A 13,183-nucleotide genomic window follows, 5' to 3' on the forward strand; every position below is an offset into this window, starting at 1 on the left:
TTAAGGAGGGGAAAAGCTTGATAAAACAAATGGCAGGAGTGATCTTTTGTATGATGCTGATTATCCCTGGTATGGTGAAGGCTGGCGGTTTTGGCGGTGATGACAGTGGAACTCCGGGTTATTGGTATGCCGGAGAAGCACCTTCAAGCATTGATCCTTCCAAATCACCTCTTGTGTTTGTGCACGGCTATAATAATTCATCAGCTGTCTGGCATGAAGGGAATGATATGTATGAAGTGGCTTTGGCAAATGGGTATGAAACAGCATTCATTGACCTTCATCATGACCGTGATATGTGGACGAATGGTACGATTCTGGCTGAAAAGCTTCAAGAAATGTACCATCATTTCGGCGGAAAAAAGCTAGTGGTCATTGGCTACAGCAAAGGCGGGGTTGATATTCAGACAGCTCTTGTTCATTACAATGCCCATCCATATGTCTCAAATGTCATCTCCCTATCTTCCCCTCATTTTGGAACCCAACTCGCAGATCTCGCCCACAGCAGCGCGGCCTGGTGGCTTGCTGCCCTCCTTGGCAACAATAATGAAGCAACTGAATCCCTGCAGACAGGCAATATGCAATACTTCCGTAGCCTTACAGATTCCCATCAGAATGCTGCAAAAAATCGATATTATACACTTGGCGGCACTAAATGGGGTTCATTTGGCAGTGCAACCTATTGGGGAGGCTTATATCTGAGCCAGTATGGAAAAAGCGATGGCGTCGTTACGGCGGTTAATTCCCGCTTGCCAGGAGCATCCGTTGTTCAGGAGGGCAGCTGGAATCATACAACCATCCGGGAAGGATCCCATACATTTCCGGTGTTCAGGCCCTATACCACTATCACTCAGCCTGCTGCGGTTTTCTCACCAGCAAGCTCTGGATCCGCTGCCAGACAGCCTGGCACTCATTCCATTGTAAAAGGCGGGAAAGCTGTCAGTGCAATAAGCGAACAGTTTTCCGTGGAGGAAAATGTAGAATCCATGACCGTTTCTTTTTTAAGTGAAAAGAATTTGTCTGCTTTAAAATTGACCAGTCCGGACGGAAAGGAATATAAAACGAAAAAAGCGTATCAGGAAGAATCCGAGTTTTTCAAAGGAGCATGGGTTCATCAGTTTGAAATAGATTATCCTAAAGAGGGAAACTGGGCGTTAAAGGCTCCGGCAAATGCTTCGTATCTGTACACTGTTGCGCTGGACAGCCCGTTAAATGATAAAATTCTGGGCAAGTCTGCGAAAAGCCATAAAACCTTTAATACAAAATGGATCCTCTTCGGGTTTGATCCCTCAGGGAAAAAACTGCAGCAAAAAGCCAATGGAGAAAAGACTGGCCTCATGACCGAAAGTGATTTTATACATGAAGGTGTATACAATGTGACAACAGAAGTGAAAGGCCAGACTGAAAATGGAAAGCCGTTTGAAAGAACCATCATTGAATCTTTCTATGTAGATCAAAGTGGAAAACGATATAAGTAATGTATGTTTGGCTGCTGTGAAGCAGTCTTTTTTTATTGAAAACCCAGGGATAAGGGAGAATCATCATAAGAAAAACACAGGAGTTTCTAACGCGACAGCGAATATATAATAGGTTAGAATTAAATTTAGGATAATGTAAATTAATGGAATGCGAGATATAGATAAAGGGGAGAGATTTCACATGGATAGAAATCATATGCACCCTGCAATTGAGAGGGTATTAGGAAATATCGAAAAAGTCATGATCGGCAAACGGGATGTCGCAGAATTGAGCTTAGTGGCACTTTTAGCGGAAGGCCATGTTTTGCTCGAGGATGTGCCGGGTGTCGGGAAAACAATGATGGTGCGTGCACTGGCTAAATCAGTCGGAGCCGCATTTAAACGCATCCAGTTCACGCCTGATTTGCTGCCTTCGGATGTGACAGGCGTATCCATCTATAATCCGAAGGAAATGGAATTTCAGTTCAGGCCTGGCCCCATTATGGGCAATATTATATTAGCAGACGAAATCAACAGAACCTCCCCCAAGACGCAATCTGCTCTTCTTGAAGGGATGGAAGAAAGCAGCGTAACCATTGACGGGGTGACACATCGCCTTGAGAAACCCTTCTTCGTTATGGCAACGCAAAATCCGATTGAGTATGAAGGAACTTATCCGCTTCCGGAAGCCCAGTTGGACCGATTCCTGTTAAAAATGAAAATGGGTTATCCTGATATCGCTGATGAGATGGAGGTCCTGAATCGGGCGCAGCGGATTCCGCCGATAGAAGATCTGGAATCTGTTATAGATTTAGCTGAATTGCGCTCACTCCAGCAAGAAATTAAAGAAGTGCATGTCGATCAGACGCTTAAACGCTATATTGTGGAAATTGCGAATCAGACCAGAAGCCATAGCAGTGTGTATTTAGGGGCAAGCCCCCGCGGCTCGATTGCTTTAATGAAAGCAGCCCAGGCTTACGCATTCATGTATGGCCGAGATTATGTCCTTCCGGATGATATTCAGTATTTAGCGCCTGCTGTTTTTGTCCACCGGATTATCTTAAGGTCTGAGGCAAAATTTGAGGGCATTACCGCTGAAGAAGTAGTAGAACGGGTCATTGCCAGGGTTTCGGTTCCTGTTCAAAGGTTAGCCAAGTAAAATGAAACAGCTATTAAAAGCAATGAAAGATGTCTGGAAGCTGATTGTGTTATTTTTGCTTATTCTGTTCGCCTTTTCATATGCGATGTTTCAGGGCGGCTTTGTAAGCTGGTTTTTATTTTACAGCTTTCTTCCTTTTGCTCTTTACGCACTTGGCTTATCGTTTTATTCTTTAAACGACTTTAAGGTGGAGCGGATCCTGCCAAAAACAGAATTCAATGCAGGCGAGCAGGCAGTTATTACCCTGAAGATAACCAGAAGAACAGCTTTTCCACTATTGTATCTGATCATTGAGGATGAGATGAGTGATCAGCTTCAGCATGCCAGGAAATCAAACGAGGCAAAGCGTCTTTTATTTCCTGGGTTCCAGAAGGAAATGTCCCTTCAATACAGGATTAATAGCCTTCCGAGGGGGGAGCATTTTTTTGCCTCCATCCGTGTGAAAACAGGTGATCTGCTCGGTTTAATAGAAAAAGAAAAGCAAGCACCTGCAAAGAGCCGGATGATCGTCTATCCGGCATATGAGGAAATCATTTATAAGCCTATGGCACATCATTATGATCAGGGAATGACTGCTTCAAAAGAGCGGGTGCAAAGGGATACTTCCATGGCCATCGGCATCAGGGAGTATCAGCCGGGAGACAGATTCTCCTGGATTAACTGGAAAGCTACTGCTAAGCGGAATGATATTATGACCAAAGAATTTGAACAAAGGCAATCGCATGACGTCTATATCCTCATGGATTGTGCACCGGATAGCCGGTTTGAAGCGATCGTTTCGTTTACAGCCTCCATTGCGAGGGCGATTCTCCGCAAAGGAGCACAGACTGGGTTTTTGACCTCAGCAGAAACACGAACAGCTTTTCCAATCAGAGGCGGGGAAGCGCACCAGCTTCAGCTGTTTTATCATTTGGCAAAAATAAAGGATGATTCTCAAGCGGCAGTGGACCGGGTTCTTGAAGCAGAGCACTTTCTTTTACAGCAGAACAGTCAGCTGATGGTTATTACAGCGAAATTAACAAAAGCGCTTATAGAGAAAGCCAGTTTTTTCACGTCCAAGAAAGGGATTGTCACTATATTTCTAATGAAAAATGAGGATGAAGCTCCTTCCAGAGATGAACTGCTGCTCAAAACCTCTGCCAATGCCAGGGGAATCCGGGTAGTTTTGGTTCATAACGGACAGTTTGCAGATGTGTTTTCGGGGGTGAGCAAGTGATGAGTTCTCTTAAGGTACAGAAAGATCTTACCTCTTTTCTCCTTTATGTTCTGGGATTTTTCTTATTATGGGAATGGCTTCGTCCGGTTGAGGAGCTGACGGACACATCCAATGTCATTGTTTTTCTCATGTTCCTTATACTATCGCTTCTATTGGCGTTTTTCGGTGTCAGCCCTGTATTAAGCGGGTTTATAAAGGTGCTTTATATTCTCTATGAACTGCATTATTTGTACTTTGAGGGATCGTTTTTCCAATTTTCATGGTTATCATTATTTGCATCGGACATGGTGCACAATTTTGCTTTAATAGCTGATAGAGACTGGCCGGGCATGACAAATTTATTCAGAAGCCTCCTCTTTTTCATTCTGCTGTGGCTGATGACTTATTTAATTCAGTATTGGCTGATCAATCGCAGGCGGATTTTCATTTTCTTTTTCATGACACTCATTTATATAACTGTATTGGATACCTTTACGCCTTACGTGGCAGATGCGGCGATTGTCAGGACAGTTATTGCGGGCTTTGCGGTTATGGGCATCTTAACCTTCAACCGTCTTCTGGACCAGGAAGGGCTGAAAAAAGAAGCCTCCCTGTCGCGTAAATGGATGATTCCGCTGACTGCTCTGATCGTTCTGAGTACTGGCTTGGGGTTTGCAGCACCTAAGGCAGAACCGATTTGGCCCGATCCAGTTCCGTTTATTAAGTCCTATGGACAAAATAGCGGCGGTGATGGCCCGGGTATTCAGAAAATCGGCTATGGGGAAGACGATTCCCGTCTTGGCGGCCCATTTATAGGAGATAACGCTGTGGTCTTCAGGGCGGAAGTGGAGTCCCGCCATTACTGGAAGGTTGAAACAAAAGATACTTATACCGGCAAAGGATGGGTTACATCCCAGGCCGAAGGAGAATATCAACCGTTTGAAATGGGAGAAGAAATCCCGGTTACATCGTTCATCGGTAACGATGCAATTAAAACCACTGAAGAAGTAAGCTCCGTTTATACTTTTATGAATTACCCTCATGTGGTGTATCCATTAGGGTTAAATAATATTGAAGCTGCACCGTTCATTACCTATGAGCTTGAAACGGCCACTGAAAAGATCCGGACATTGGAGGGCGGACGGCCATTTGCATTGGAAGAATATAAGTTAGGCTTCGAGGTGCCTGAATACAGTGTGACTGCAATGAAGGCAGCCGGGGCAAATGCGGAATCACTGCCTGGGGAATTTGTGGCGAGATATACACAGCTGCCTGAAGACTTGCCTGAAAGAGTCAGGGAACTTGCACTGGAAATTACTCAAGAGAAACCGGACTGGTTTGAAAAAGCAAGGGAGCTTGAGAGGTATTTCCGAAGGGCAGAATATACCTACAGCCAGACAGATGTAGCTGTTCCAGATGAAAATGAGGATTATGTGGATCAGTTTTTATTTGATACCAAACAGGGGTATTGTGACAATTTCTCCTCCTCCATGGTGGTAATGGCCAGATCCATTGGATTGCCGGCAAGATGGGTGAAGGGCTATACAGAAGGAGAATTCAAGCAGTCATTAGGGTCTGGTCTTCGATTGTTTGAGGTGACAAATAACAATGCCCATTCATGGGTGGAAATCTATTTCCCTGAAATGGGCTGGGTTCCATTTGAACCAACTCAGGGGTTCAATAATAACGTACAATTCAACTTTGACAACGCCGGCCAAAATACGAGCCAGCCGGAAGAAGTTAAGCCAAGCGAGACTGAGACTCCTGTTAAGCCGGACATGCCTGAAGAAGCAGCGGCGGAAAAATCGCCTTTTTCAATAAAAGAGCTTTGGGATAATCTGGGAACTTTCTTGAAAGATAATTGGAAAGTAATCGCAGCAGCGATATTGGCAGCCGGTGTGCTTGTTTTCGTGCTTTTCCAGAAGAGGGGCAAATGGATGCCGCATTATTTTATCTGGAGATTTAAAAAAACAAAGGATGATGAGCATTTTCCTAAGGCTTATCTGATTCTCTTAAAAGAATTGGACCGGTACGGGTTAAAGCGGAAAAACGGCCAAACCTTAAGGGAGTATGCCAAATATATAGACAGCTTTTTCTCAACAAAGGAAATGAGCAGGCTGACAGCCCGCTATGAAGAACTTGTTTACAGGGGTGTTCTAAAAGAAGGAAGCTGGAATGACACGAAGGAATTGTGGGAAAATTTAATTAAAAAGACAATAGCTTGACCGGGATTTGGGGCTGTTGTTACAATAGGCAAATAAGACAGCGGCATAATGTTCGGTTTTTGCCGCGTATTACAATTAAATCATGCAACCTTCATATATCCTCGATAATATGGTTCGAAAGTCTCTACCGGATCGCCGTAAATGATCTGACTATGAAGGCAGAAGAAGCTTTTTGCTATACGTGAAAACCGGAATTCTGCCTTCACTTTTTTTTGTGGAGAAAGAGTTCCGGTTTTTTTATTGGCCAGCTTCTGGCTGGCGGTTATATATGAGATTGCAAAGAAATTATATTTTTACTAGATATTTTACCTGCAGGAGAGAAGACTAAAAGAAATATTACAAATTTAATGAGGTGAACAGTGTGACGGGGAAAACAGAACTTCAAAATCAAGAAATGATCGTAGTGCTGGACTTTGGAAGCCAGTACAATCAGTTAATCACTCGCAGAATCCGTGAACTGGGTGTATACAGTGAGCTTCATCCGCATACGATTACAGCTGCGGAAATCAAAGAAATGAATCCAAAAGGAATTATTTTCTCTGGCGGGCCTAACAGTGTCTACGGCGAAAATGCTTTCCGCTGTGATGAAGAAATTTTTGAACTGGGCTTGCCGATTTTCGGAATCTGCTATGGCATGCAGCTGATGACGATGCATTTTGATGGTAAAGTAGAGCCTGCCAAGCACCGTGAATACGGTAAGGCAATCATGAAGATTGAAAATGAATCCAAATTGTTTACAGATCTGCCTAGAGAACAGACAGTCTGGATGAGCCATGGCGATCTTGTCGTAGAGGCTCCAGCTGGTTTTACAGTGGATGGTATAAATCCATCATGCCCGATTGCGGCTATGAGCAATGAAGAACGCGGTTTATATGCTGTTCAATTCCACCCTGAGGTACGCCATTCAGTTCACGGAAACGATATGCTGAAAAACTTTGTGTTCGGCGTTTGCGGCTGTACAGGCGATTGGTCAATGGAAAACTTCATTGAAATCGAAATGGAAAAGATACGCCAGGAAGTTGGAGATAAAAAGGTTCTTTGCGCATTAAGCGGCGGTGTTGATTCATCTGTTGTTGCCGTCCTTATTCATAAAGCAATCGGTGATCAGCTAACTTGTATTTTCGTGGATCACGGCCTGCTGAGAAAAGATGAAGCAGAAGGCGTCATGAAGACATTTGCTGATGGATTTAATATGAATGTAATTAAAGTGGATGCCCAGGAACGCTTTATGAATAAGCTTAAAGGTGTTAGCGATCCTGAACAAAAGCGAAAAATTATCGGCAACGAATTCATCTATGTATTCGATGATGAAGCTGCTAAGCTTCAAGGCATTGATTTCCTTGCACAGGGGACTCTCTACACAGATATTATTGAAAGCGGAACAGCTACTGCGCAAACCATTAAATCTCACCATAATGTAGGCGGACTTCCTGAAGATATGCAATTCAAGCTGATCGAGCCGCTTAACACTCTGTTTAAAGATGAGGTGCGTGCGCTGGGAACAGAGCTTGGCATTCCGGATGAAATCGTTTGGAGACAGCCATTCCCTGGTCCGGGATTAGGTATCCGCGTTCTCGGGGAAATCTCAGAAGATAAGCTTGAAATTGTGCGCGAGTCTGATGCTATACTGCGTGAGGAAATCCAAAAGGCAGGGCTTGATCGCGACATTTGGCAATACTTCACGGTTCTGCCTGATATCCGCAGTGTCGGTGTAATGGGAGATGCCCGGACTTATGATTATACTATCGGAATCCGTGCGGTTACTTCAATAGACGGCATGACTTCTGACTGGGCACGTATCCCATGGGATGTACTGGAGATTATTTCAACTAGAATCGTTAATGAAGTTTCGCATGTCAACAGAGTGGTTTACGATATTACGAGCAAGCCGCCTGCAACAATCGAGTGGGAATAAAATACGAACATTAAGAAAAAGCGGACATGAAAATGTTCGCTTTTTCTATTGACTAGGACTTTTTGAGGTGCTATGATAAAGAAGAATTAAATATGTCGTTTTACGTCGTATAATATTGGGGATATGGCCCAAAAGTTTCTACCGAGCTGCCGTAAATAGCTTGACTACGAGGTAAGTGCAAATAGGGATGTTTTTGCTATTATTTTTCTTTGTTTTCCCCTATTGCAAGCACGAGCCCAGTTGTCAATGCTCCGATAGTCAAACCGGAGTTTTTTTATTTTAAAAAATAAAGACAGCCAATAGGGGGAAGAGAAATGAAGAAGTACTTCCAGTTTGAAGAACTTGGTACTAACTATCGCCGTGAATTTATCGGCGGACTTACAACTTTTTTAGCAATGGCTTATATCTTAGTCGTTAATCCGATTACATTATCGTTAATGGATATACCTGATTTGCCGGATTCCATGAGAATGGACTATGGGGCAGTATTTGTGGCAACAGCAGTGGCTGCCGCAATTGGATCCCTATTGATGGGGGTGCTGGCCAGATATCCGATTGCACTTGCCCCGGGAATGGGATTAAATGCATTTTTTGCTTATACTGTTGTTTTAACAATGGGAATTCCTTGGCAGCATGCATTAGGCGGGGTTCTTATCTCAGGGATTATCTTTATATTTTTATCCCTTTCTGGTTTGCGTGAAAAAATTATTAACTCGATTCCTGCTGAATTAAAGTATGCGGTCAGTGCCGGAATCGGATTGTTTATTACATTTGTCGGTGCTCAAAGCGCAGGGCTGATTGTCAATAATGATGCAGTTCTTGTAGGATTAGGAGATTTTACTGATGGGAATGTGCTTCTGGCTATTTTCGGGATTATCATCACAGTAATTCTGATGACAAAAGGTGTTAATGGCGGAATTTTTATAGGGATGGTACTCACGACGATTGTTGGGATGATTGCCGGCCTGATTGACGTTCCAGGAAAGGTTGTTGATTCCGTGCCAAGTGTAGCTCCAACGTTTGGAGCGGCATTCGGGGCATACAGTGACCCTTCATTCTTCTCAACAAGCATGCTGGTCGTTGTTCTGACATTCCTATTCGTTGACTTCTTTGATACAGCAGGAACGTTAGTGGGTGTTGCCAACCAGGCGGGCTTAATGAAAGAAAATAAATTGCCCCGCGCAGGTAAAGCGCTTCTGGCGGACTCCACAGCAACTGTCGTTGGTGCGATATTCGGAACATCCACGACAACTTCTTTCATTGAGTCTTCATCAGGGGTTGCGGCAGGTGCGAGAACGGGATTTGCATCGATTGTCACAGCAGGGTTCTTCCTGTTATCATTATTTTTCTTCCCGTTATTAGAAGTCATCACTTCTGCGGTGACAGCTCCGGCACTGATCATTGTCGGTGTATTGATGGTTGCATCATTAGGCAACATTGATTGGACCAAGTTTGAAATTGCAGTTCCGGCATTCCTTACGATTATTGCAATGCCATTGACTTACAGTATCGCAACAGGAATTGCAATCGGATTTATTTTCTATCCAATCACCATGATTGTAAAAGGAAGAATCAAAGAGATTCACCCAATCATGTACGGGCTGTTCGTCATATTTGTTTTGTATTTCATTTTCCTGAAGTAATAATTATGAATTAGGCCCGCTTTAATGCGGGCTGTTTTATTTTATTCTCAATCCGTTGACTTCCCGGACAGGCTTTAATACCATGAGAGTACATTTGTTTATGGGCGGGGAGAAGAGAATGGGTGAGTATAAGGTAAAAAAAGTGCTTAATAATAACGTCCTTATTGGCAGCCACGAGTCATTTGGGGAAGTTGTCCTTATCGGTAAGGGGATTGGCTTCAGCCGGAGGCCGGGCCAGCCAATCGACTCTAATTTGGTTGAAAAGCTCTTTGTGCTTAAAAATGAAAAAGAGCAGGAGAATTATATTAAACTGATGCCTTTTGTGGATAATGAATTGCTTGAAGCAATTATCTCCTCAATTCAATTGATTAAACAAAGGGCAAATTCCATGCTTAATGAACATATCCATGTTGCGTTAACTGATCACTTGATGTTTGCAATAACGCGTCTGAAAAAAGGGATGGAAATGAAAAATCCTTTTCTTATCGAAACTAAGACTCTCTACCCATTTGAATACGAAATTGCCCACGAAGTTGTGAACCTTATAGGACAGCGAACCGGTATTTATTTGCCTGAAGGGGAGATTGGGTTCATTGCCCTCCATGTTCATAGTGCTGTAATGAACCGCGATTTATCCGAAGTCAATCAGCATTCACAACTGGTAACCCATCTTGTGAATATGATTGAAGAACAGCTTGACATTAAGATTGATAAAGACAGCATCGATTATATGAGGCTTGTCCGCCATATCCGATTCACCATTGAACGGGTTAACAAAGGCGAGGTGGTTGAAGAGCCGGAAAAAATAACTTCCCTCTTGAAAGAAGAATATCCGGTGTGCTACAATCTCTCTTGGAAGCTCATTAAAGTAATGCAGCAAACATTAAAAAAACCAGTCTTTAATGCAGAAGCTGTTTATCTGACAATGCATCTGCAGAGGCTTCAAAAGAAAATAAATTAATTACAATACTATCTTGCGAAACAGGCAAGTCTTTACGTGTTACTGATTCGATCAGGCATGAGTGAAGAAAGGTAATTGAATTTAGGTAAATAGGGTATGATACCCTTGTATACACCTGAATTCTATCCTTTTTTCCTCATGCCTTTTTTATTTTTTTAATGCTTGCCGCTTTAAATGAAAACGCTTAATGAGTAAAAAACTATAGGGGGTTAACATATGTTTAAAAAAGTATTTGGCGTCCTGCAAAAAGTAGGAAAAGCCTTAATGCTTCCAGTAGCATTACTGCCGGCAGCGGGGATACTGCTCGCTATCGGTGCCGCTTTGCAAAATCCGGCGCTGCTTGAGCTGGCTCCATTCCTGGATAACAGCGGAGTTGAAATCGTTGCTCAAGTTATGCAAAAAGCAGGAGATATCGTTTTTGCCAACCTGCCTGTTCTATTTGCAGTTGGTGTAGCAGTTGGTTTGGCCGGCGGTGAAGGTGTAGCTGCGCTTGCTGCCATTATCGGCTATCTAATTATGAATGTGACAATGGGGACGGCTGCAGGAATTACTGCTGAGGATGTAAATGGGCTTAATTATGCAAACATCTTAGGAATCCCAACTCTGCAGACAGGTGTATTCGGCGGTATCATTGTTGGTATTATCGCCGCTGCATTATATAACAAGTTTTTTGAAATCGAACTTCCATCCTATTTAGGATTCTTTGCCGGAAAGCGTTTCGTTCCGATTATTACGGCAGCAACGTCTGTAGTCCTTGGTTTGCTGATGCTTGTTATCTGGCCGCCAATCCAGGAAGGGCTGAATGCTTTCTCTCAAAACATGGTTCATGCGAACTTGACTCTATCAGCGTTTATTTTTGGATTAATTGAACGCTCATTGATTCCTTTTGGTCTTCATCATATTTTCTACTCTCCATTCTGGTATGAATTCGGACAGTATGTAACGAATGCAGGGGAAACGGTTCGCGGTGACCAGCGCATTTTCATGGCACAAATCAGTGACAATGTACAAAACCTTACTGCAGGTACATTCATGACTGGTAAATTCCCGTTCATGATGTTCGGTCTTCCTGCCGCTGCATTAGCAATTTATCATGAAGCACGTCCGGAAAAGAAAGTGGTAGTCGGAGGCCTTATGGCATCTGCGGCGTTAACTTCTTTCTTAACAGGTATTACAGAGCCGCTGGAGTTCTCATTCTTATTCGTAGCTCCTATCCTATTTGCGGTTCACGCGGTGTTTGCAGGTCTGTCATTCATGACCATGCATCTCTTGGATGTAAAAATCGGCATGACTTTCTCAGGCGGTTTGATTGACTATATTCTATTCGGTTTAATCAACCCTCAAACAAATGCCTGGATTGTCATTCCGGTTGGATTAGTATTTGCTGTGATCTATTACTTTGGTTTCCGATTTGCCATCCGCAAATTTAATTTAATGACTCCGGGCCGTGAAGAAGTAGAAGATGAAGAAACAGCTTCTTCAGGTAAAGGCGGAGATCTTCCATATGAAGTTCTTGATGCTATGGGCGGACAAGAAAACATCGCTCATCTTGATGCATGTATTACTCGTCTGCGTGTATCGGTAAACGATATTAAAAATGTAGATAAAGAACGCTTAAAAAAACTTGGTGCATCTGGAGTACTGGAAGTAGGAAACAACATCCAGGCTATCTTTGGCCCGAGATCTGAAACAATCAAAGGACAAATGAAAGATATCATGAGCGGCAAAAGACCGCGCACGGTTGAAAAAGCTCCGGAAGGCGGAGTTGAACAGCAAATTGAAGAAGTAAATCCTGAAGCTCTTCAGACTGAGCACAAGGAAGATCTTTTCATTTCACCGATCAAAGGAGAAATCAAACCAATCACAGAAGTACCTGACGCTGTATTCTCAGGTAAAATGATGGGTGATGGTTTTGCGATTGTACCTGCAGAAGGAACTGTTGTATCACCGGTAGACGGGAAGATCGTTAACATGTTCCCGACAAAGCATGCAATCGGCATTCTTTCAGATTCAGGCCGCGAAATACTTATCCATGTAGGTATTGATACAGTAAATCTGAAAGGTCAGGGATTTGAAGCGTTAGTTGCTGAAAATGACCGTGTAGAAGCAGGGCAGCCGCTGTTGAAAGTGGATCTTGATTATATCGAGAAAAATGCAACTTCTATCATCACGCCAATTCTATTTACAAACCTTCAGCAGGGTGAAGTGATCAAGATTAATAAGCCAGGCGCTGTTGATCTAAAAGAAAAAGAAATCATTGTCATCTCCAAATAGTAATATATAATATAGAAGAAACCAGCTGCGTTTTAACCAGCTGGTTTTTTTGATTTAAATGCAAAATAAAATCTTTTTAGTTTTTACGAATAATTTATTGACCTTATGGGCAACAGGTGTTATTATAGAAAAACAGTCGCTTGAGACGTTAACAAGATTTGATAGTTTTAAAAAAAGTTGTTGACGAAGTGATTGAGAAATGATATATTAATAAAGTCGCTTCTGAGCGGCGGATTGATCTTTGAAAACTGAACGAACAAAAACGTCAACGTTAATTCTTTAGTCTTTTTTAAAAAGACAACTTATGAGCTTAATCAACTCTTATATGGAGAGTTTGATCCTGGCTCAGGACGAACG

8 protein-coding genes and 2 riboswitches are annotated in these 13,183 nt (G+C 42.8%); all 8 genes read left to right on the forward strand.

The annotated features are described in order from the left end of the window. Window positions 1-17 precede the first annotated feature (17 nt). The 8 genes from NR125_RS23810 to ptsG all read left to right on the forward strand — a co-directional run bounded on the left by NR125_RS23810 (window position 18) and on the right by ptsG (window position 12,826). Window positions 18-1,475, forward strand: coding sequence for an esterase/lipase family protein (locus tag NR125_RS23810; RefSeq protein WP_256816250.1), 1,458 nt, complete (start codon window positions 18-20; stop codon window positions 1,473-1,475). Window positions 1,476-1,656: 181 nt separating this feature from the next. Further along, a complete protein-coding gene (locus NR125_RS23815; protein WP_071158498.1) occupies window positions 1,657-2,613 on the forward strand; it encodes an AAA family ATPase in 957 nt (318 codons plus the stop codon). Between the two features lies 1 nt (window position 2,614). Continuing rightward, window positions 2,615-3,829, forward strand: a complete 1,215-nt coding sequence (locus NR125_RS23820; protein ID WP_256816251.1) for a DUF58 domain-containing protein — start codon at window positions 2,615-2,617, stop codon at window positions 3,827-3,829. Next, complete coding sequence (locus NR125_RS23825; protein WP_256816252.1) at window positions 3,829-6,033, forward strand: transglutaminase TgpA family protein; 2,205 nt, start codon at window positions 3,829-3,831, stop codon at window positions 6,031-6,033. The genes NR125_RS23820 and NR125_RS23825 overlap by 1 nt, the downstream gene beginning before the upstream one ends. Before the next feature lie 71 nt (window positions 6,034-6,104). Next, a riboswitch (purine riboswitch) is annotated at window positions 6,105-6,206 on the forward strand. 221 nt (window positions 6,207-6,427) lie between these two features. Next, entirely contained in the window at window positions 6,428-7,948 is a 1,521-nt protein-coding gene (gene guaA / locus NR125_RS23830) for a glutamine-hydrolyzing GMP synthase (RefSeq protein ID WP_175502204.1), read from the forward strand. Between the two features lie 85 nt (window positions 7,949-8,033). After that, window positions 8,034-8,135, forward strand: a riboswitch (purine riboswitch). A 127-nt stretch (window positions 8,136-8,262) separates the two neighbouring features. Next, window positions 8,263-9,591, forward strand: coding sequence for an NCS2 family permease (locus NR125_RS23835; RefSeq protein ID WP_009336181.1), 1,329 nt, complete (start codon window positions 8,263-8,265; stop codon window positions 9,589-9,591). Between the two features lie 118 nt (window positions 9,592-9,709). After that, the gene (gene glcT / locus NR125_RS23840; RefSeq protein ID WP_019382399.1) at window positions 9,710-10,552 is read left to right on the forward strand and encodes a glucose PTS transporter transcription antiterminator GlcT; all 843 of its coding nucleotides are present in this window, start codon (window positions 9,710-9,712) and stop codon (window positions 10,550-10,552) included. 216 nt (window positions 10,553-10,768) lie between these two features. Further along, entirely contained in the window at window positions 10,769-12,826 is a 2,058-nt protein-coding gene (gene ptsG, locus NR125_RS23845; protein WP_256816253.1) for a glucose-specific PTS transporter subunit IIBC, read from the forward strand. Window positions 12,827-13,183: the final 357 nt, after the last annotated feature.

The sequence above is a fragment of the Cytobacillus sp. Bac17 genome, from assembly GCF_024519925.1.
Taxonomy (GTDB): Bacteria; Bacillota; Bacilli; order Bacillales; family Cytobacillaceae; genus Cytobacillus; species Cytobacillus pseudoceanisediminis.